The following is a 21,172-nucleotide window of genomic DNA, read 5'->3' as shown; positions in this document are numbered from 1 at the left end:
ATTTTTCACTCCTTGTTTTTTTCTTTTACAGGCAGTATTTCCACCGTCATTGATTGTCCCAATAAAAGGTAATAGTTTGTCTGGATATCGTTTAGCTTAATATTATCGCCCAACTTTAAACCTACCCGGCCTATTTCAGTGATAAGTTTTCTGACTTCTTCGTTTTTCTCAGTACCGTAGGCAAGCAACTTTTCCCTAACTTTGATGTACAGCTCCGGCAGGTCTTTGCCTCGTAAGGTAAGGCGCTTTAACCAACTCAGGGCGTTCGCGCTTACATTAACTTTTCTTGCGGCCTGAACCTCCAGCAATTTTCCATACAGTACGCCGAGCATAAAGGCAAATGCCTTATCCGTCGTGTTTATGCCACTTTCCGGGCCAAAATATTTCTTTAACTCATCCATATTGGGTTCAAAATGCTCTTTTCCCATTTCCATAACCCCCACTCTTTTAAAGTAGTACAGCCACCAGTTCAAGTGTCTTATCCAGCCTGCCGCCGTCAGGAAGGGACCTTTTTTGCTTAAGCCTTCATATAAAAGCCCTTTGTAACCATCCTTTTGTTCAATTGCGTTGAGCCAGTACCAGCGCGCCGTTGTCAGCACTTCTTCCCAGAAGCGCTCTAAAGGGATTTGGTTTTGAAGGTATACACAGGCTGCAATTTGCCGTTTCACCTGGAAAAGTTGCCTGCTCTTGTTTGCGCCCTCAGCCTTTTTCCCGCCAGGCCGGTGAAAAAGCGGGCGTAGCGCTCTTAAGGAGAGATCCGGAGCAAAATTTACCAGTCCCTGTTGTAGCTTCACTTTTGGAAACAAGGGGTGCTTCCAGTCCAGCGATTTGCCGTTTATCTCGGACAATTCTTTTAGCCTGCTGGGTAGTACATTTGTTATCATGCCGGTAACATTTCCGATTTCCTGTCCAACATCAGCCCAAATTATGATTAGATTTAAGATTGTTTCCTTGTCTTTCAACAAGTCGAGAATCCTATCTTCGTCAAATTCAACGTCTGTAGGTATATTTTCAATGTAACCCTTTGCTTCCACTATTACCTCAAGGCGCGATTCTGCCGGCAAGCCGGGTATAAAAGAAGGAATGATTAGGGCACTATCGCCTGCAATTCTTGCGCCGAAGGGCTGGCGGTCCTTTTTGGGTCCAGCTTTTTTTAAAACATGAAATTTATATATATAGAGAAGATCTGCGCAAGAACCGCACAAAGCATACTTTTTCCAAGCATGGAGAGTGTCAATGCCCGGAAAAGCACCGGCCCTGTCCACGTTATTTAAATTAATACCGGCTCCTTTAAGAGCGTTGGGAAATATAGCAACATCACGTGTGTTGCATAAGCAGCAAGTTTCCTTTTCCTTTGCAGGTGCCTGTAGCGTTGCATATCTCTCGCCGGCTAATTTCTCAGTTAGTAGATAATCAACGTATAAGGCATTTTCTCCCGGCAATCGACCTTTGCTGTCTCTTACTGTTAAAAACACCGTGCCGCTTTGAGGGCCAATTTTATCGACCGCGCAGGCCAACATATTCACATAACCGCTTTCCCGCCAGTTTATAATATCGCCATTGGGTATTTTAATTTTGGTACAGTATAGGACATTTAGAATTTCCTGAAAGTAAAGCGACCAAGGCTTGTCCTCCTGAGCTATCTCAGAAAAATATTTCATTGTTGTAACAAGTATTTTTTCAGACGGCCCCCCTCCTTTGGTTCTATCGTATGACCTTTTAATAACGGGGCCGACTTGAGGGCTTTGCGGGCCAGTCGGCCGCATAAAAGGCAGTTTGTCAGGAGTACATCCATAGGTAGAATGGTCAGCATTGTCTATAATATCTTGTACTGTTAAGTGTACTAAGTCATCTCCGCATTTTTCCAAAATATAAACCATCGTAATCTTGCCGCTGTCCTCTACCAAATAGGGAAATAATTTACCAGGGGAATTTTTACGAAGTCCTTGATACCAACTTTCGTTATCAGGCGGCAGGTCTTTTTCTATTAGTTTCTCCGTCAGGTAATCTAATGCTATTGTTCGCATTGCTCCAATCAAGTTATCACATCCTTTCCTCAAAAAATAATGTTTGGGTTGTAAAGTAATTTTAACCATATAATCATTTTGTATTTTAGCTATTGTAATAAAAAACGTCTACCATGTAACATGGAAGAAACAAAAAATATTAAGTTGTTTTTAATGTAGGATACCAAAAATTTCTTTACTTAATATTAAAATAGTATTAGAATTATTACAAGCTAATATTTAATAAAATCTATAATCTTTCCTGATAAATTTCGCAGCATACCTACAAGGAATTGAAACAGTTGCTTTTATTGTAAATATAATGTTTAGTATACCTATAAGGGTTAGTTATCTTCGTTTCAATGCAACCAAACCATTTTCATGAAACTCTTACCGGAGGCCCACCCATGAAAACAACCCGTAAAAAAGCCCTCTTTTGGAGCGTGCCGGACGATGTTTTGGAAGATCCGGCTTTTACCTCCTGGAGGATTAAAACCGTTCTTTGCGAAGGTTTGGCCGAAGACGTTGAACTCTTGGACAAAAACCAGATTGAAAAAGTCCTGACTCAGCGGTTTTTACCACTAAAGATAAAGAGAATTTGGACTGAATACTTTCAGGACGAAGCGCAGATAAGGGATAAAAAAATGAAACTTACCGCTTTACAAAAAAAAGTAATCAAAATATTTTCACAGGCAGATAAAAATAAAGATTTCTATTTTACCGGTGGGACTGCCCTTGCTGTTTGTTACCTTTCCCACCGGAAGTCGGAAGATATCGATCTTTTTACCGGTAATCCCGTTGCGGTTGCGCCGACAGCGCGAGAGTTTGAAAGCCGGCTGAAAAAAGCTGGCCTTGGTGTAGAGGTCGAAAGGCGCCAGTCGTCCTTTGTCAGGATTTTAGTTAAACAGGAGCTAAAAGTAGATTTGGCCCTGGACACACCTTTCCGGCTCAAGCCGCCGGTGCGGTTAAGCCTTGAAGGAATAAATTTCCTTGTTGACGATCTAACAGACGTTGCCGCCAACAAGATGCTGGCTCTTTTCGGCCGGGCCGAACCCCGTGATTTTATCGATGTGTATTTTCTATCAAAAGAATATTTCGACTTCATGGAAATGGTAGAGATGGCCGGGAAAAAGGATACCGGATTTGATTTATATTGGCTTGCTGCAGCTTTGCTTGAGGTGGATAAAATAAAAGTTTTACCGGTTAAAATGTGTAAGCCTTTTGACTTGACCGATATGAAGCAATTTTTCAAAGAACAGCGATTAAAGCTTATGAGGCGTATTGTTAAAACATAGACATCCTTAAAATCCATAACTTTTGTTTAAACATCTTAAATATAAATAAAAAACGGCAAAAATCATTACTTCCTTATCTCTTTCTTTTTTCTTATTTCCACCTTCTCTACACACCCATACCCCTGGCTGCCTTTTCCCCCAATCCCCGCATCCAGGCCTATCTGTAGCAGTTCGCGCGGTCCCGTCAACTTCAGCCGGCAGGTGTATCCTTTTATTACGATGCCCTTATAGGAAGTCACGTGCAGGCGAGGCCTGTCCAAAGGTTTTACCTGAACTTCTCCTTCCGGAGGTTGTTCACCGTAAAAGGCTTCATATTTCTTGCGCAGGTTGGCGTTAATCAGTTTATTAAACTCACCTTCGCCCGGTTGGTAGTAACACGTATATTTGCCCCCTTCCGGCTTCAGTAGAGTACTGTAAGCCACGACCGGTGATAAAGTACGCGCGATTAGAACATCACTTTCCACTTTCTGCTCGTCAAAACGAACTTCATTGATATTTATAATGGAATCTCCAAGCCGGACGTGGTTTTTGGTGAGCAGGTTGTTGACCAGGGCCAGGAAAAATTCCATATCCGGTGAGGAAATCACTAGTTTGGCGCCTTCAGGGAATTTGATCGTACCTGCTGCGCTGTCAATGAAGAACTTGCCCAGAATTCGAGAGAAGGAGAACATTTTAAAACGTCTATTTCCGGCGGCGTATCCTTCGTCATGGATACGGGAGGCAATGTCTTCGGGGAGCGCCGCGTAAATAGCCGACTGAATTAAATAGTTATATTGTATGGGAAGGGCTGGTGAGGAGGGATCTATTTTCATATTTATATAAGCGTGCAAAGCAAACCCTCCTGTAAAACTGAATTCTTAATCATTAGCTTAACATTTGTATATGACAGGTTACTGTCACAAAGTTAAAAAAATTAAAGTAAATTTTTGAGGGACTCAAATCGACGATATTCATTCAATGTTTCATTATATCTGATTATACTACCAAATTTTATATATATCTACAAAATAGAACAATAATAAGGACTCTTTCCAAGTCGGAAAGAGTCCGTCCTTATATTGAACCTGCTAAAAAATTAAATAAAAATAACGTTTTCCAGATCTTTAAAATGCTTGTCACTTGTCACAACCTGAGACCCCAGTAACTCCGCCGTCGCGTAAACAATAGCGTCTGCCATGGGAAGGCTGTGCTTTATGCTGAGATTGGCGGCTGTGAGTGATAGCGTCTCAGACAACTCGATCACTCTTGTTCCGCTCATTTGAGCGGCCACCATCACGGCAGATTCCTCGCCTCTTTCCTGTAAAACCTTCTTAAAGACCTCATAGATAACAATAGTTGGCGTTGCTATTTCCTTAGTATCCAGTAGATATTTCGAGTATTCCTCCGCCTTGTCGCCGTCAGCTAAAAATTCTATCCACCCGCAGGAATCGACGAGGATCATAACCTTTCATCTTCTTCTCTAAGCCCGGATTTGTCCATTCCCTTTAAGAAACCTCTCATTTCTGAAAGAGGTATATCCGGAACAAGATTAATCGTCTGTCCTTTTACCACTACCTTGAGTTTTTGCCCAACTTTTAGCTGAAGCTGTTTCCTGACTTCTCTTGGAATCACCACTTGAAACTTGCTGGAGATTGTTACTTCCCCCATAACATCACCTCTTCTTACCTTTTTATTATCGATATTTAAATCTTACTACTTATATGCGTTTCTATCAATAAGGCTTCAGCAATAAAAAGATTTTCTGTCATCTAAGACGCTGCCCGGCAGGATTGCAGAAGCGCGGTATAGAAATTAAGTGAAAATAAAAGCCCCGGCCCGGCTGCCGGGGTAACTTTATGGCGGCTAAAATTTTTTCAATTTAGCACACTTGATGTTGTATTTTTATGCATCTATTTGTATAATTATTAATGTTTACATTTTCTCGGAGGTGACCTTTTTTGACAGTCAAGGTAAGTATTGTCGGAGCCACAGGTTACACCGGAGCAGAGCTGGTGCGCATACTGCACAGCCATCCGGAGGTTGAGCTGACGGCGCTGACAACCAGGAGCTACGTGGATATGCCTTTTGATAAGATTTACCCGCACTTGTATAAATATAACCAGTTAGTTTGCGAGGAAATGAATTTCCCCAAGCTTTTTGAAAACTCCGAAGTTATTATCATCGCCCTGCCGCACGGGCACGCCATGCCGGTGGCGCTTGAAGCCGCGCGGTTGGGCAAAAAGATAGTGGACCTGGGAGCCGACTTTCGCCTGAAGGACTACCGGGTGTACGAAAAGTGGTATAAAGTGGAGCATGAGGCCAGGAAACTGCTGGACAGCGCGGCTTACGGGCTGCCTGAGGTGAACCGGGATAACATTAAAAAGGCCAGCCTGGTGGCAAACCCGGGCTGCTACCCCACCAGCGCCATTCTGGCCCTGGCGCCCCTGCTGAAGCACAAGCTGATTGACACCGGGAGTATTGTAATAGACTCGAAATCAGGGGTTTCCGGGGCGGGCAGGGGGCTGGCCCTGGGCAGCCACTTCTGTGAGGTCAACGAAAATTTCAAGGCTTACAATGTCGCGGTGCACCGCCACACACCGGAAATTGAGCAGGAGTTAAGCAGGATCGCGGGTGAACCAATCACTGTTACCTTTACACCTCACTTGCTGCCCATAACCAGGGGCATCCTGAGCACGGTTTACGCGAATCTTCTTGACCCTCCGGTTGCGAAAGACAGAATCAGGGAAGCTTATCTTGATTATTATAAGAATGAGTTTTTTGTGCGGGTGCTGCCCGACGGGACACTCCCCCAGACCAAGTGGGTGTCGGGCGCCAACCACTGCGATATCGGCCTGACTCTGGATTCCCGCACCGGGCGGGTTATCGTCACTTCCGCTATAGACAACCTGGTTAAAGGCGCCTCGGGGCAGGCGGTCCAGAATATGAACATCATCTGCGGCCTGCCCGAAGATATGGGTTTATACGGCCCGGGGCTTTACCCGTAGAATAAATATTGTACCGGAGGCTTATAAAAAGTGGCAGACAGAAAAATCACTACTGAAAACGCGCCCAGCGGGGTCACCGCCGCGGCGGGTTTTATGGCCGGCGCCGCGATGGCGGCCATCAAGAAAGCTGATAAGAGAGACGTAACGGTAATTTATTCAACTGTCCCGGCTTCGGCCGCTGGTGTTTTTACCTTAAACAAAGTTAAAGCCGCCCCGGTCTTGCTCTCCATCGGCCGCCTGGCTTCGGGCAAGGCCCAGGCGGTGGTGGTGAACAGCGGCAATGCCAATGCCTGCAACGGCGAGCAGGGGATGAAGGACGCCCTGGCCATGGCCGCTGAAGCCGCGGCTGTCCTGAATATCCCGGAGGAAATGGTTTTGGTGGCTTCAACCGGGGTGATTGGCAAAAAGATGCCCATGGATAAGGTGCTGCCCGGTGTCCGGGAGGCTGCCGGAGTGGTTTCTCCGGGGGGGGGCTCACTGGCGGCGCAGGCTATTATGACCACAGACACTTACCCCAAGGAAACCCAAGTGCGGCTGCAGCTGGGCGGCAAGACTGTTACAATAGGCGGGATGGCTAAAGGCTCCGGGATGATTCACCCCAATATGGCCACGCTGCTCGGTTTTATTACCACTGACGCGGCCATATCAGACGCCTGTCTGAAGCAGGCCTTAAGATACGCTGTGGAACGCAGTTTTAACATGATTACAGTTGACGGTGATACCAGTACCAACGATATGGTCGTAATCATGGCTAACGGTATGGCCGGGAATGAAATGATCAAAGATGACAGTGAAGATTTCAGGTCTTTCAGGGAAGCGCTGGCCCAGGTTTGTGATAAACTGGCCATAGATATTGCCAGGGACGGCGAGGGCGCCACCAAGCTGATCGAAGTAGAAGTCCGCAATGCGGGTACCGAAAGGGATGCCCGCCTGGCGGCCAAGGCGGTAGCCGGCTCAAGCCTGGTCAAGGCGGCAATTTTCGGAAATGACGCCAACTGGGGCAGGGTAATCTGCGCCGCCGGCTATTCGGGGGCAGATTTTGACCCGGCCAAGGTGGATATCTTTCTGGGGAACGTCCAGGTGGCAAAAGACGGAGGCTCCCTGGAATTCAGCGAAGAGCTGGCCCTGAAGGCGCTCAAGGGCAGCACGGTCAAAATAATGTTAGATTTCAAGTCGGGACCATTTTCCGCAACCGCCTGGGGATGCGACCTTTCCTATGACTACATAAAAATAAACGCCGACTACAGAACATAAAAACTAGATGTGAGCCGTGGGAAATGGGATGTGAGACTGAAAGGTATTCTTAAGGGCAAAAGACCTCAGAGGAATGCAGGATATTCTCATGACTCACGTCCCACGACCCACGACTCAAATTGGAGGTTGATACAGGGATGTTGAAGGCTTTGGAACGTGCGTCGGTGCTGGTCGAGGCGCTGCCCTACATTAAAAAATTTTACGGAAAAACTGTTGTAATCAAATACGGCGGGCACGCCATGATCAACCCGGAACTGAAAGAAGCGGTCCTTACAGACGCGGTATTGATGAAATATGTCGGTATGAACCCGGTGATTGTACACGGCGGCGGGCCTGAGATAACCGGCATGCTGAAAAGAGTGGGTAAGGAATCCCGCTTTGTAGGAGGCCTGCGGGTTACTGACGCGGAAACTATGGAAATTGTCGAGATGGTCCTGGTGGGGAAAATCAATAAGGAAATCGTAACCCGCATCAACCGCATCGGCGGGCGGGCTGTAGGCTTGTCCGGCAAGGACGGCGACCTGTTCCAGGCGGTTAAAAAGTACCGTAAGGTACGTACTCCCGATGGCCGGGATGAGGTGGCGGACATCGGGTTTGTCGGCGACATCAGCAGGGTGAATTCAGGGATCGTTTCCATTGTTATCAACGAAGGCTATATACCGGTGGTAGCGCCTGTAGCCGTGGGAGCCGAGGGACAGAGCTACAACATCAACGCCGATTATGCCGCCGGCAGGTTGGCTGCCGCTCTGGGCGCCGATAAACTGGTGATCTTGACCGATGTGGAAGGAATCCTGGCCGACAGGAATGACCCGGCTTCAATCATCTCGGTGCTGCATCTGAATGAGGTGGCGTCACTGATTGAGCAGGGCAAAATTGACGGCGGGATGATTCCCAAGGTGGAGTGCTGCACCGATGCCCTGGCCGGCGGCGTCAACACCACTCATATTCTGGACGGCAGGGTGCCCCACTCCATTTTATTAGAGCTCTTCACAGATCAAGGCATCGGCACCATGGTGCAAAAGTGAGACGTGGGATATGGGCCGTGGGAAGTGGGAAGTGAGAAGTGGGAAGTGAGATATAGGTTGTGGAATTGGCAAAAAAATGTAGGTGCGACTTTAGTCGGCTAAGGTCAGGGGACACACCTCTATTTGGTATATTACTTTATGGCCGAGGAATGTCCCCACTGGAGTGTTCGGATAAATCCGAACCTACAATTAAAACCGAGACCATTCTTTGTGGACTTATTTAACGAATTGACCCGATAGGAATGCAGGATATACCCACGTCCCACGTCTCACTTCCCACGACTAATACTGGAGGGTTTGACATGAATACCAAGGAAATCATTGAGTTAGGCGATAAGTACCTGATGCGCAACTATGGCAGAATACCGCTGGTGCCGGTTAAAGGTGAAGGCGTCCGGATGTGGGACGCCGACGGCAGGGAGTACCTTGACTTTGTCAGCGGCATCGCGGTAAATGCGCTGGGCCACAGCCCTTTAGCCGTGGTTGAGGCGGTTTCAGAACAGGTAAAGAAGATGATCCACTGTTCGAACCTCTACTATATCGAAAACCAGGTGCTGTTGGCCAAACTGCTTGTTGAAAACAGCTGCATGGATAAGGCCTTTTTCTGCAACAGCGGCGCCGAGGCCAACGAAGCGGCGCTCAAACTGGCCCGCAAGTACGCAAAGATTAAACATAACCAGGAAAAAGTGGAGATTGTCACCGCCCTGAATTCTTTTCACGGGCGGACCCTGTTCACTATCACCGCCACTGGCCAGCCGAAATACCAGAAAGGTTTTGAGCCGCTGCCCGGCGGGATTAAATATGTGCCCTACAATGACCTGCAAGCTTTGCAAGAGGCGGTAGGCCCGTCCACCTGCGCGGTTTTACTGGAGCCGGTCCAGGGTGAAGGAGGGGTTCACGCGGCCTCCGCCGGGTACCTGAAAGGAGCCAAAGCTCTTTGTGAAGAATACGGGGCGCTGCTGATCTTTGACGAGGTCCAGACAGGTCTGGCCCGTACCGGCCGCCTGTTTGCCTACGAGCATTTTGGTGTTGAGCCTGACATCATTACCCTGGCCAAGGCATTAGGCGGCGGTTTCCCCATCGGCGCCATGCTGGCCAAAGAAGAAGCGGCTGTTTTTCAGCCGGGTGACCACGCCTCCACTTTTGGCGGCAACCCGCTGGCCTGCGCCGCCGCCCTGGCCGCTCTGGAAGAAATCATTGATGGCGGCATAGTCCGGTATGTCAATGATATCGGCGCGATTTTATACAACAAACTGGTTGAACTGTCATCCAAATATGATTTTGTAAAAGAGGTCAGAGGCAGGGGCCTGCTGCTGGGCATGGAGCTTTCCATAGAAGGCAAAGACATTGTCAGCGCCTGCCAGGAGAAAGGGCTTCTGATCAACTGTGTCGGAGGCAATGTCCTGCGCTTTGTCCCGCCCCTGATCGTTGATTCAACAGAAGTGAAAAAAGCAGTGGAAATACTGGATCAAGTTATGTCCGATATAGACAGTAAGCTATAGGCCGTAGGGCGTATGGCGTAGGCAAAAAATAAAGACCCATAAGAAATACAGAATATACCTACGGCCTACAGCCTACTACTTACAACCAAAATGGTAGGTGCGAATTTATTCGCGCAAATTAGCATTAAGATTTAAGGAAAACGGGACGTGAGAACAGTATGCCCAGGCGGAGCGACATTAAAAAGGTTCTGGTAATCGGCTCAGGCCCGATTATCATAGGCCAGGCGGCGGAGTTTGACTACGCCGGCACTCAGGCCTGCAAAGCACTGCGGGAAGAAGGCGTCTCGGTGGTCCTGGTCAACTCCAACCCGGCTACGATCATGACCGATCTTGATATTGCCGACCAGGTATACATTGAACCTTTGAACTGGGAATGCCTTGCCGGAATTATCGGCCAGGAGCGGCCGGACGGCCTGCTGCCCACTCTGGGCGGCCAAACCGGACTTAACATCGCCGTGGAGCTGGCGGAAAAAGGTGTGCTGGAAAAATATGGCGTGGAAATGCTGGGTACGCCCCTGGAATCAATCCGGCAGGCTGAGGACCGCGAGCTTTTTAAAAACCTGATGCTGGAAATAGGCCAGCCGGTCCCTCTGAGCACTATTGCGTCCAGCGTGGAAGAATGCCTGGACTTTGCCCGCAAGATAGGGTTCCCGGTAATTGTCCGGCCGGCGTATACCCTGGGCGGCACCGGCGGGGGCATCGCTTTCCGCTACTCGGACCTGGTTGAAATAGCCGACCGCGGCCTCAAGATGAGCAGGATCGGCCAGGTGCTTTTAGAGCAGAGCGTCGCCGGCTGGAAGGAAATTGAGTACGAGGTGATGCGGGACGGTGCGGACAACTGCATTACCATCTGCAACATGGAAAACATTGACCCGGTAGGCATCCACACCGGCGACAGCATAGTGATAGCTCCTTCGCAGACCCTTTCCGACAAGGAATACCAGTTCCTGCGCTCAGCGTCCCTGCAGGTGATCCGGGCGCTGAAGGTGGAGGGCGGCTGCAATATCCAGTTTGCCCTGGACCTGAAGAGCATGAATTATTATGTGATTGAGGTCAATCCCAGGGTAAGCCGTTCCAGCGCCCTGGCCTCCAAGGCTACAGGGTATCCTATCGCTAAAATGGCGGCTAAAGTGGCCATCGGCCTGACTCTGGATGAAATAACCAACCCTGTTACCGGCAAAACGTGCGCCTGTTTCGAGCCGGCCCTGGATTACGTGGTGGTTAAAATACCCCGCTGGCCTTTTGATAAGTTCGGCGGCGCCGACCGCATCCTGGGTACCCAGATGAAAGCCACAGGGGAAGTTATGGCTATCGACCGTACATTTGAGGGGGCTCTTTTAAAGGCGGTACGCTCCCTGGAGATAGGCGTGGACAGCCTGCACTGGCGCGGTTCCGCCGGTTGGACGGAAATGGAACTGGAAGAAAAGCTGACTTACCCCAATGACCTCAGGCTGTTTGCCATTGCCGAGGCTTTCAGGCGCTGCTGGAGCATGCGGGAAATCGCCCAGCTGACCATGATCGACTATTTCTACTTAAGCAAGATTAAGGGAATAGTGGACCTTGAGAATGAGCTGCGCTCCGCCGGCCTTGACCTGACAGCTGAACTCCTGCGGCGGGCTAAAGTGCGAGGCCTGCCTGACTCGTTGATTGGACGTCTGACCGGCCAGTCAGCCGGCGACATCTATAACTTACGCAAGAAGCATGGAATTATCCCGTCCTATAAGATTGTGGATACCTGCGCCGCCGAATTTGAAGCGGCCACTCCGTATTATTATGCCGCTTATGAAGCGGAAGACGAGGTGCCTGCCTCAGGACGCCCGAAAGTCCTGGTCCTGGGCTCCGGTCCGATCAGAATCGGCCAGGGCATAGAGTTTGACTACTGCTCGGTGCACTCGGTCTGGGGGCTGCAGCGGGAGGGTATAGAGGCTGTAATCATAAACAACAACCCGGAAACAGTCAGTACTGATTTCGACACCGCGGATAAACTTTATTTCGAGCCGCTGGCTTTAGAAGATGTGCTCAATGTAATTGACAAAGAAAAACCAATAGGAGTAATTGTCCAGTTTGGCGGGCAAACGGCGATCAACCTGGCCGCCGGCCTGCACGCCAGGGATGTCAAGGTGCTGGGCACTCCGGTTGACTGTATTGACGCGGCCGAGGACAGGGATAAATTTGAAAAACTGCTGACAGCACTGGGTATTCCCCAGTCTGAAGGCAAAACGGCCACTACTGTGGAAGAGGCCAAGGAAATCGCGGAAAAACTGGGCTACCCGGTGCTGGTGCGCCCTTCCTACGTACTGGGCGGCCGGGCCATGGAGATCGTTTCCAGCCATGCTGAACTGCTCAAATATATGACGGAAGCAGTCCAGGTTTCACACAGGCGCCCCGTCCTGGTTGACAAATATATTTATGGCAAAGAGGTGGAAGTTGACGCCATAGGTGACGGGCAGACAATCTTCATACCCGGTATTATGGAGCATATCGAGCGGGCCGGGGTCCACTCCGGCGACAGCATCGCCGTCTACCCGCCCCAGACCCTGAGCCCGCGGGAGATAGACAGGATTGTGGATTATACTGTGCGGATCGGCCGGGCGCTGAAAGTTAACGGCCTGATCAACATCCAGTACGTGGTTGGCAAAGACGGTGTTTTTGTTTTGGAAGTAAACCCGCGGGCTTCCCGTACTGTTCCGGTGCTGAGCAAGGTGACCGGCGTTCCTATGGTCCAGGTGGCAACCAGGGCCATGCTGGGGCGCAGCCTGGCCGATCTTGGCTATGCTGAGGGACTGGGGGAATATGCCGGGTTTATAGCTGTTAAAGCTCCCGTATTTTCTTTTGAAAAACTCGGTTTGGTGGAAACATCCCTCGGCCCGGAGATGAAGTCCACCGGTGAGGTGATGGGGATTGACCGCTCTTTCCCCGGCTCTCTCTTTAAGGCTATGTCCTCCTCGGGACTGCGGGTTAATTTCAGCGGCGACGTGGTTTTCTCCGTTGCCGACCGCGACAAGGAAGAAGCGGGAGGTGTGGCCCGCGCGTATGCGGACCTGGGATTTAAGCTGAGGGCAACGCCGGGTACGGCAGCATCCCTTAGAAAGGCAGGCCTGGAGGTCTTGGAAGCAGATAATGCCATTTCACTGATCCGCTCCGGGACCGTAGGCCTGGTAATCAACACCCCGACCAGGGGGAAAGTGGCGGGGAGGCCGGGCTTTGCTTTGAGAAGAGCGGCAGCGGAGTACAAAGTGCCCTGCCTGACCTCGCTTGACACGGCCAGCGCGCTTACTGTAGCGCTGCACTGCCTCAGGCAGGGGGACGAACCTGTCCCGGTCGGCATGACCGAATTGGGATGTGGCAATTGAGACTTGAGAACTGAGACGTGGGACGTGAGACGCAGGAAGATGTAGGTGCGAATTTATTCGCACATAAGGGAAAAACATTTTGACAGGATGAACTGGATTTGAAAGGATTAACAGGATTTTATAAATAAACTTAAACATTATGTTGCTTGATTTATCATAGACCTTTTTCATAATATGAATGGAATATTAACTTATAATTTAATTAAATATTATATAATTCTTTGTCCTATAAATTGTTTAATCATGTTAATCCTGTAAAGTTGTTTATATATTTCAGGAAAGAGGGGATTTTAGAGTTGGGGCCTGGGAAAGTTAATCTAAAAGGACGCGACCTCTTAAGCCTGCACGATTTGACGCCGGAAGAAGTGGCGGCAATCCTCGAGCTGGCAGGAGAACTGAAAGAAAAACAAAAGCAGAACATACCCCACCCTTTACTGGCGGGCAAGACACTGGGCATGATTTTCCAGAAATCATCCACCCGCACCAGGGTTTCCTTCGAGGTGGCCATGTACCAGTTGGGCGGTTACGCTCTGTTTTTGAACGCGAATGACCTGCAGTTGGGGCGCGGCGAGACCATCGCCGACACCGCCAGGGTGCTCTCCCGCTTCCTGGACGGAATTATGATCCGTACTTACGCTCAGTCAGATGTGGAGGACCTGGCCCGTTACGCCTCCATACCGGTGATCAACGGTCTTACCGACCTGACCCACCCCTGTCAGGTACTGGCCGATTTGCTGACCATCAAGGAATGGAAGGGCAAGCTGGCGGGATTAAAACTTGCCTTTGTGGGAGACGGCAACAATGTCTGCAATTCACTCCTTTTCGGCTGTGCCAAGGTGGGTATGGACATCAGCGTGGCCTCGCCGGAAGGGTACAAGCCCAGGCAGGATATTCTCCGCCTGGTTAATGAGGACGCCAAACAAACCGGCTGCAGGGTGGAAATCCGGACCGACCCGTTGGAGGTTGTCGCCGGTGCTGACGTGGTGGTAACTGACGTGTGGGCGGGTATGGGACAGGAGGCGGAACAGGCCAAGCGTGTGGCCGCGCTTTTGCCTTACCAGATCAACCCGGCGCTGGTCAGCCACGCCAAGCCCGACTATATTTTCCTCCACTGCCTGCCGGCGCACCGGGGTGAAGAGGTAGTGGATGAGATTATTGACGGGCCGAATTCAGCCGCCTGGGATGAGGCGGAAAACCGGCTGCACGCCCAGAAGGCCGTCCTGGCGATGCTGCTGTAATTGAGAAGTGAGATATGGGATATGGGACGTGAGAAATGTAGGTCCGGATTTATCCGCACAAAATGACCGGATAAATCCGGACATAAAATTTAAGTCGTGGTTCAGTGGGTTTTTTATACTGCGATATTTTGTGCGACTAAAGTCGCACCTACGATTTTGGACACACAATAAACAAGGAGTTGAGTTAATATATGGCAAAAGTAGTACTGGCATATTCCGGGGGCTTAGATACCTCAATAATCATCCCCTGGCTGAAGGAGAATTACGGCTATGAGGTAATAGCCATGACGGCGGACCTGGGTCAGGGTGAAGAATTGGCTCCCCTCAACGAGAAGGCTGTTAAGAGCGGCGCCAGTAAGATCTATATCGAGGACGCCAGGCGTGAGTTTGCGGAGGAATACATATTCCCGACATTAAAAGCAGGCGCTATTTACGAGGGCAAGTACTTGCTGGGCACATCCATGGCCCGCCCGCTGATTGCTAAAAAAATGGTCGAATTGGCCAGAAAGGAAGGCGCCGAGGCCATAGCCCACGGCGCTACCGGCAAAGGCAACGACCAGGTCCGCTTTGAGCTGGCGGTTAAAGCCCTGGCGCCGGATCTCAAGATTGTGGCTCCCTGGCGGGAATGGGATATCCGTTCACGCGAAGACGCCATAGATTACGCCGCCGCCAGGGGCATTCCTGTGCCGGTCACCAAGGCCAGACCCTACAGCCTTGACCGCAACATGTGGCACCTGAGCCACGAGGGCGCGGACCTGGAGGATCCCTGGAATGAGCCGCTCGACGATGTTTTACTCCTGATCACACCGCCCGGCAAAGCCCCGGATAAGCCGACCTACGTGGAAATTGGTTTTGAGCAGGGCATTCCGGTCAAACTGGACGGAGCAGCGCTGGATCCGGTCGCCCTAATTGAAAAGCTTAATGAAATCGCCGGGAAGAACGGTGTGGGAATAGTTGACATGGTGGAAAACCGCCTGGTCGGGATGAAGTCCCGCGGTGTCTATGAAACTCCCGCCGGTACCGTGCTGTTCAGCGCCCACCGCGAAATGGAGCTTTTGACCCTTGACCGTGTGACCCTGCATTTCAAGGAAATTGTGGCTGCTCGTTACGCTGAGCTGGTTTACGACGGGGTCTGGTTCTCCCCGCTGCGGGAGGCCCTGGATGCCTTTGTTGACAGTACTCAGAAGACTGTTACCGGCACTGTAAGGATGAAGCTCTATAAAGGGAACTGCACCCCCGCGGGCGCCAAGTCGCCTTACTCCCTTTACGACCAGGAGCTTTCCACCTTTGGGCGCGAGGAGATTTACAACCAGCACGACGCCGAGGGATTCATCAACCTTTTCGGCCTGCCGCTGAAAGTACGGGCGCTGATGGAGAAGAAATCAGGGCTGAGATAAAAATATTTTAAACAGAAATTTGCCAAAAGCCACTTGTTAGTATAAGTGGCTTTTTTTAGCCTGCCGTGCAGGATTTGTTAACAAGTTATCGAAACAATTTCGCATCAATAACAGAATGGAAGCAGGAGAACCGTCCCTGTGCTTCCCCCCTATTGATTAGGGGTTTTTTTATTGCCGGGGCATAATAGAAGCAATAGTAGCGCAAACGAAATTTTTGACAGGAGAGCGAAAAAACCCTTCAAATGGAATCGTATTTATGATATTGTATTATGTATACATTATCATAAATAAAGGAGCAGCATTGTATGTATTTGAATCTGGTTATCCGTCTGAAGCTGACCAATAAACCTGGCACGCTGGCCAGGGTCCTGACTGTGATCGCCCAGGAAGGAGGGACTATCGGCGCTATTGACCTGATTGCCGCATCCCCGTCGTGTGTCACCCGTGATTTGATGATCCGCCTGGACAGCAGGGACCACCTGGACCGGCTGGTTAATGTTTTCGAACAAATGCCTGAAATAAATATATTGCGCATCTCTGACAGGGTTTTCATCAGCCACCAGGGCGGTAAGATAGAAATTTCTCCCAAGAGGCCGATCCTGAATTGGGAAGACCTTTCACTGATGTATACCCCCGGCGTGGCCGGCGTGTCTGAGGCGATTGCCGAAGAAACGGACATGGCTTACGGGCTGACCATGAAAGGCAATTCAGTGGCCATAGTGACGGACGGGTCAGCCGTGCTCGGTTTGGGCGACCTGGGCCCTTATGCCGCCCTGCCGGTAATGGAAGGGAAGGCGGTGCTTTTCAAAAAATTTGCCGGTATTGACGCCTTTCCCCTATGCCTCAATGTGCACGAGCCGGAAGAGATAATAGAAGTGGTGGCGGCCTGCGCGCCTGCTTTCGGCGGGATCAACCTGGAGGACATAGCAGCGCCGAAATGCTTTGAAATTGAAGAAAAGCTGGCCGCGCGGCTGGACATACCGGTTTTTCACGACGACCAGCACGGGACCGCCATTGTGACGCTGGCAGGTTTAATCAACGCCCTTAAGGTCGCCGGCAAAAATATAGCTGAGGTGAAAGTGGTGATCAGCGGCGCGGGCGCGGCAGGGGTGGCCATTGCCAAAATTCTGATGCGCGCCGGCGCCCGCAACCTGGTTGTTTGTGACCGGAAGGGCGCGATTGCCCGCGACGTTCCCCCGCGGCAGCCCTCAAAGCTCTGGATTGCTGAAAACACCAATAAGCGTTGTTTACACGGCCCGTTAAAGGAAGTTATTGCCGGGGCCGATGTGTTTATAGGCGTGTCGGCGCCGTCTTTGCTGAACCGGGAGGATATCATGAAGATGGCTGAAAAAGCAATTGTGTTTGCCCTGGCCAACCCTGAGCCGGAGGTGGAGCCGAAGGAGATCTATGATGTGGCGTCAGTTATCGCCACTGGGAGATCAGATTATCCCAACCAGATCAACAACGCGCTGGCTTTCCCGGGGGTTTTTCGGGGAGCCCTGGACTGCCACGCCAGAGTTGTCAACGACGAGATGTGCCTCGCGGCGGCGCATGCCCTGGCCGGCATGGTCAGCGAAGAGGAGCTTTCAGTCGAAAACATCATTCCCTCGGTTTTCAATGACCAGGTAGCCCCGGTGTTGGCCAAAGCGGTAAAACAGGCGGCAAAACAAACAGGCGTGGCTAGAGACTTCCATGTTAGGCCGATCACCGCAGTTAAATAGTGGAAAGCGATTAAAAAAATGCCTGCGCGCTCACCCTTGCTGATTTGCCATTTAGTCTTTCATGAAGGGATGTTTTGGTATATCATAGTTTTAATGGAATAAGACTTAAGAGGTATTTCAAGGTGAGAAAGCTGGTCATTACCTTTGTCTGTGAGAACAGGCACGATGTGGAGACGGTGACAGTCGATCTATCCCGCAAGGGTGAGTTATCCGAAGAGGAAATTTGGCAGATGCAGTCCAGGAGCTGCCGCTGCAGGAAGTGCGGCAGCGCCAGGTTTACTTACAGGACCAGATATAAGGATTAATTTGTAGTAAAATATTATTTGACCTGCCAGTAATTAGGTGCTATAATGTGTATCACTTCTACTAACAAGGGGGTATGGTTATCGCTAAATTGAAAGGGGGGATGATTGATGACAAGGGAGCTTATTGACGAGATTTTAAGAGACATCGGATTAGAATCCATCATTGATGAAGAATCAGAGAAGGAGGCTTAATTTTAGTCTTGGACAATCAATCTAAAATCGACTGAGAGGAAGCAGGTGGACAAACATAGCCTGCTTCTTCTCTTTTTTTCCCTTTTTATTTGCAATATAGGGTGGACATGTTAGAATAAATAATAAAATTGCCTGGGGGTGAAAAAATGGTAGAGGAAAAAATAGGTGGGGAAGAAATAGATCAGGGACCGATGGAGGAACATCCTTTTTATAGAAACAAGAAACTCAAGGTCTTTATTCTTTTGCTTACCATTGCGGTGTTTGTCATTCCAGTTTTAATAATAGCCAACATTATTGCGGGCAGGCCAGCGTTTTTCTTTTTTTAGAGAGGAGCCAATATGGGTAAGTTGTGGGGCGGCCGGTTTCAAAAGAATACAGACCATTTGGTGGAAGACTTTCACTCTTCCATTTCTTTTGACCAGAGGCTGTACAAGTATGATATAAAAGGAAGCATCGCCCACGCGCGGATGCTGGGCGAGGCGGGCATTATTCAGCCCGCCGAGGCCGACGCAATTGCGAGCGGTCTGGAAGAAGTGCTGGCTGATATAGAGGCGGGCCGGGTGGAATTCTCCGTTGAGTCTGAAGATATTCACATGAACATTGAGCAGCTGCTTACGGTCAAAGTGGGAGAGGTGGGCAAGAAACTGCACACGGCCCGCAGCAGGAACGACCAGGTTGCCCTCGATATCCGCATGTACCTTAAAGATGAGATCGGCGAGGTTATCGCGCTGCTCCGCGAGCTGCAGGTTTCCCTGCTGGACCTGGCTGAAAAGCACCTGGAAACAGTAATGCCGGGCTACACGCACCTGCAGCGGGCGCAGCCGGTTACGCTGGCGCACCACCTGATGGCCTATTGCGAGATGTTCCGGCGTGATGAGGAGAGGATGGCCGACTGCCGCCGCCGGGCAGATGTTATGCCTCTGGGGGCGGGCGCGCTGGCCGGCACCACCTTTCCCATTGACCGCGCGTATGTGGCCAGGCAGCTTGGTTTCGCAGCCATTACCGAAAATTCACTTGACGCTGTGAGCGACCGTGATTTCGCCGTGGAGTTTACCGCGGCGGCCTCCTTGATCATGGTCCACCTGAGCCGTTTTTGTGAGGAAATTATACTCTGGTCTTCCGCCGAGTTCTCTTTTATTGAACTTGACGACAGTTACAGCACGGGCAGCAGTATGATGCCGCAGAAAAAAAACCCGGACGTCGCGGAGCTTATCCGGGGTAAGTCCGGCAGGGTTTTTGGCCACCTCCAGGCCTTGTTAACCATGTTGAAGGGGATTCCACTGGCCTATAACAAGGATATGCAGGAGGATAAGGAAGCGCTTTTTGACGCTGTGGACACAGTTAAAAAATGCCTGGTGGTTTTTCGCCCGATGCTGGAAACCATGCGGGTGGTAAAAGAAAATATGGCTACGGCGGCCAGGGGCGGCTTTACCAATGCCACCGACCTGGCTGATTACCTGGCGCGCCGGGGCGTGCCTTTCCGCGAGGCCCACGAGGCGGCAGGCAAAGCAGTTTTTTTCTGCCTGGAAAACGGCAAAACACTGGATCAGATGACCCTGCCCGAATACAAGGAGTTCAGTCCGCTGTTTGAAGAGGATGTATATGAAGCTATAAAAATCAACCGCTGTATCGGGGCCAGGAATGTGCCCGGCGGCCCGGCGCCGGAAGAGGTTGCGGGGGTAATAGCCAGGGCCAGGCAGCGTCTGGCGGGAGATGTCACTTAAGCAGGTTTTTGTATTATAGATTACCGGCTGACATCCGGCCGGTTTTTATCATAATCCCGATAGTTGTTATAATCCTGGGAGTACGCGTGCCGCAAGGTCCGGTCCGCCCGGGATTTTTCTGTTGGCTGACGCACGGGCCGGTGGTGTCATAAATAATACTTAGCATTACACTATTTAATATAAAATATTTTTATTAATGCGATTAGAAGGTTTTTTGGACATGCTGCCGCATTATTAACATAAAAGGACTCGGGAGGTTAGCTTATTGTGCTGTTGACGGTTTTCATGTATTTAGCCGCCGCGGCCTTTGCCGGTTTTTCCCTCTACAAGGTCTATCTGTTTGCTCAAAACCCGCTGAACAACCGCTGGGAATTGTACCCCGTTCCCGGGGAGCTTGGAACAAGAGGGAGCTACGGGGGGTCCTATTACGAGGAAGCGGAGTGGTGGGCCAGGCCGAGGCAAGTGTCCCATACCGGGGTCTATAGGGAGATGCTTAAAGAGTCCCTGTTCATGAGGAACCTGTTTGTTAACCGGAGAAAACACTGGCGGCTGAGCTACGCCATGCACCTGGGGATATACTTGCTGGTATTCTTTACTTTTTTGTTGCTGGCCGGAGCGATCACTGAATTGTCCGGTTTGCGGTTAACCACTTTAACCGGCGCCGGCAATCACCCGTGGGCAAGGCTGGTGTATTTCGCGACATCGGTTACAGGCGCCTGCGGCGCGTCTCTGACAGCCTTTGGCAGCGCTTCCCTGTTGTTTAGCAGGGTGTTGGACGGGACGCTGAGAAAATACACCGACTTCGACGAGTATTTTAACCTGTGTTTTATTCTGGCGGCGGCTGTCTCGGGACTGATTGTCTGGAGCACAGACCCTGGCTTTAATTACGGCCGGGAAGTGGTGACAGCCATGCTTACCTTCGCGCCCATAAGGGGAGGGACAGCGCTTACAGTCCATATTTTACTGTTTGGCGCGTTACTGATATATATTCCCCGGACTAAAATGAGCCACTATATCGGTAAATATTTTGCTTATCACAAGGTGCTCTGGGATAACGAACCTAACCTGAGTGGCTCCGTGATGGAAGAGAAGGTTAGAAAATCCCTGGAATACATTCCACAGGACAGATGGTCCGCACCTCACGTAAATTCTGCCGGCAGGCAGGATAGTCTATAA

The 21,172-nt window shown here is 50.4% G+C and carries 17 protein-coding genes; 13 read left to right on the top strand and 4 right to left on the bottom strand.

Annotation, left to right across the window (positions count from 1 at the left end; translation table 11 throughout):
• Positions 1-5 precede the first annotated feature (5 nt).
• Positions 6-2,039, bottom strand: coding sequence for a TM1802 family CRISPR-associated protein (locus Pmgp_RS02585; RefSeq protein ID WP_134212403.1), 2,034 nt, complete (start codon positions 2,037-2,039; stop codon positions 6-8).
• 374 nt (positions 2,040-2,413) lie between these two features.
• Between Pmgp_RS02585 and Pmgp_RS02580 the strand changes: the two genes are divergently transcribed.
• Positions 2,414-3,301: a nucleotidyl transferase AbiEii/AbiGii toxin family protein gene (locus Pmgp_RS02580; protein ID WP_192902744.1), complete on the top strand. Its 888-nt coding sequence runs from the start codon at positions 2,414-2,416 to the stop codon at positions 3,299-3,301.
• Positions 3,302-3,366: 65 nt separating this feature from the next.
• Here the strand turns inward: Pmgp_RS02580 and cas6 are convergent, their stop codons facing one another.
• The 3 genes from cas6 to Pmgp_RS02565 all read right to left on the bottom strand — a co-directional run bounded on the left by cas6 (position 3,367) and on the right by Pmgp_RS02565 (position 4,948).
• Positions 3,367-4,131, bottom strand: coding sequence for a CRISPR-associated endoribonuclease Cas6 (gene cas6 / locus Pmgp_RS02575; protein ID WP_134212401.1), 765 nt, complete (start codon positions 4,129-4,131; stop codon positions 3,367-3,369).
• A 245-nt stretch (positions 4,132-4,376) separates the two neighbouring features.
• Positions 4,377-4,742 carry a type II toxin-antitoxin system VapC family toxin gene (locus tag Pmgp_RS02570; RefSeq protein WP_134212400.1) on the bottom strand — a complete coding sequence of 122 codons (366 nt, stop codon included), beginning with the start codon at positions 4,740-4,742 and terminating at the stop codon, positions 4,377-4,379.
• Positions 4,739-4,948 carry an AbrB/MazE/SpoVT family DNA-binding domain-containing protein gene (locus Pmgp_RS02565; protein ID WP_134212399.1) on the bottom strand — a complete coding sequence of 70 codons (210 nt, stop codon included), beginning with the start codon at positions 4,946-4,948 and terminating at the stop codon, positions 4,739-4,741. Before Pmgp_RS02565 ends, Pmgp_RS02570 begins: the two co-directional genes overlap by 4 nt.
• A 290-nt stretch (positions 4,949-5,238) precedes the next feature.
• Here Pmgp_RS02565 and argC point away from each other — a divergent pair, with 290 nt between their 5' ends.
• The 12 genes from argC (at position 5,239) to Pmgp_RS02505 (ending at position 21,172) form a co-directional block, all read left to right on the top strand.
• Positions 5,239-6,285, top strand: coding sequence for an N-acetyl-gamma-glutamyl-phosphate reductase (gene argC, locus Pmgp_RS02560; RefSeq protein ID WP_134212398.1), 1,047 nt, complete (start codon positions 5,239-5,241; stop codon positions 6,283-6,285).
• A gap of 30 nt (positions 6,286-6,315) precedes the next feature.
• Positions 6,316-7,539, top strand: a complete 1,224-nt coding sequence (gene argJ, locus Pmgp_RS02555; RefSeq protein WP_282432863.1) for a bifunctional glutamate N-acetyltransferase/amino-acid acetyltransferase ArgJ — start codon at positions 6,316-6,318, stop codon at positions 7,537-7,539.
• A gap of 137 nt (positions 7,540-7,676) precedes the next feature.
• Positions 7,677-8,564 carry an acetylglutamate kinase gene (gene argB / locus Pmgp_RS02550; protein ID WP_134212397.1) on the top strand — a complete coding sequence of 296 codons (888 nt, stop codon included), beginning with the start codon at positions 7,677-7,679 and terminating at the stop codon, positions 8,562-8,564.
• A gap of 302 nt (positions 8,565-8,866) precedes the next feature.
• A complete protein-coding gene (locus Pmgp_RS02545; RefSeq protein WP_134212396.1) occupies positions 8,867-10,066 on the top strand; it encodes an acetylornithine transaminase in 1,200 nt (399 codons plus the stop codon).
• Between the two features lie 158 nt (positions 10,067-10,224).
• Positions 10,225-13,419, top strand: a complete 3,195-nt coding sequence (gene carB / locus Pmgp_RS02540; protein WP_134212395.1) for a carbamoyl-phosphate synthase large subunit — start codon at positions 10,225-10,227, stop codon at positions 13,417-13,419.
• Positions 13,420-13,715: 296 nt separating this feature from the next.
• On the top strand, positions 13,716-14,657 hold the full coding sequence (argF, locus tag Pmgp_RS02535; protein WP_134212394.1) for an ornithine carbamoyltransferase: 942 nt from the start codon (positions 13,716-13,718) through the stop codon (positions 14,655-14,657).
• Positions 14,658-14,848: 191 nt separating this feature from the next.
• The gene (locus tag Pmgp_RS02530; RefSeq protein WP_134212393.1) at positions 14,849-16,054 is read left to right on the top strand and encodes an argininosuccinate synthase; all 1,206 of its coding nucleotides are present in this window, start codon (positions 14,849-14,851) and stop codon (positions 16,052-16,054) included.
• A 305-nt stretch (positions 16,055-16,359) separates the two neighbouring features.
• Complete coding sequence (locus Pmgp_RS02525) at positions 16,360-17,775, top strand: NAD-dependent malic enzyme (protein WP_134212392.1); 1,416 nt, start codon at positions 16,360-16,362, stop codon at positions 17,773-17,775.
• Between the two features lie 122 nt (positions 17,776-17,897).
• On the top strand, positions 17,898-18,080 hold the full coding sequence (locus tag Pmgp_RS02520; RefSeq protein WP_134212391.1) for a hypothetical protein: 183 nt from the start codon (positions 17,898-17,900) through the stop codon (positions 18,078-18,080).
• A 338-nt stretch (positions 18,081-18,418) separates the two neighbouring features.
• Positions 18,419-18,598, top strand: a complete 180-nt coding sequence (locus Pmgp_RS02515; RefSeq protein ID WP_134212390.1) for a hypothetical protein — start codon at positions 18,419-18,421, stop codon at positions 18,596-18,598.
• Positions 18,599-18,610: 12 nt separating this feature from the next.
• The gene (gene argH, locus Pmgp_RS02510; RefSeq protein WP_134212389.1) at positions 18,611-19,996 is read left to right on the top strand and encodes an argininosuccinate lyase; all 1,386 of its coding nucleotides are present in this window, start codon (positions 18,611-18,613) and stop codon (positions 19,994-19,996) included.
• Between the two features lie 267 nt (positions 19,997-20,263).
• Entirely contained in the window at positions 20,264-21,172 is a 909-nt protein-coding gene (locus Pmgp_RS02505; RefSeq protein ID WP_134212388.1) for a nitrate reductase gamma subunit, read from the top strand.

Source organism: Pelotomaculum propionicicum (assembly GCF_004369225.1).
Classification (GTDB): Bacteria; Bacillota; Desulfotomaculia; order Desulfotomaculales; family Pelotomaculaceae; genus Pelotomaculum_B; species Pelotomaculum_B propionicicum.
Note: the sequence above shows the minus strand (reverse complement) of the source record. Positions and strands in the feature narration are given on the sequence as shown.

Bases quoted from the DNA above. Each gene is read 5' to 3' on its own strand.
- Pmgp_RS02545 (WP_134212396.1), top strand. From the start codon at position 8,867: ATGAATACCAAGGAAATCATTGAGTTAGGCGATAAGTACCTGATGCGC.
- argH (WP_134212389.1), top strand. From the start codon at position 18,611: ATGGGTAAGTTGTGGGGCGGCCGGTTTCAAAAGAATACAGACCATTTG.
- carB (WP_134212395.1), top strand. From the start codon at position 10,225: ATGCCCAGGCGGAGCGACATTAAAAAGGTTCTGGTAATCGGCTCAGGC.
- Pmgp_RS02565 (WP_134212399.1), bottom strand. From the start codon at position 4,948: ATGGGGGAAGTAACAATCTCCAGCAAGTTTCAAGTGGTGATTCCAAGA.
- Pmgp_RS02530 (WP_134212393.1), top strand. From the start codon at position 14,849: ATGGCAAAAGTAGTACTGGCATATTCCGGGGGCTTAGATACCTCAATA.
- Pmgp_RS02570 (WP_134212400.1), bottom strand. From the start codon at position 4,742: ATGATCCTCGTCGATTCCTGCGGGTGGATAGAATTTTTAGCTGACGGC.
- Pmgp_RS02515 (WP_134212390.1), top strand. From the start codon at position 18,419: ATGGTAGAGGAAAAAATAGGTGGGGAAGAAATAGATCAGGGACCGATG.
- Pmgp_RS02525 (WP_134212392.1), top strand. From the start codon at position 16,360: ATGTATTTGAATCTGGTTATCCGTCTGAAGCTGACCAATAAACCTGGC.
- Pmgp_RS02580 (WP_192902744.1), top strand. From the start codon at position 2,414: ATGAAAACAACCCGTAAAAAAGCCCTCTTTTGGAGCGTGCCGGACGAT.
- argB (WP_134212397.1), top strand. From the start codon at position 7,677: ATGTTGAAGGCTTTGGAACGTGCGTCGGTGCTGGTCGAGGCGCTGCCC.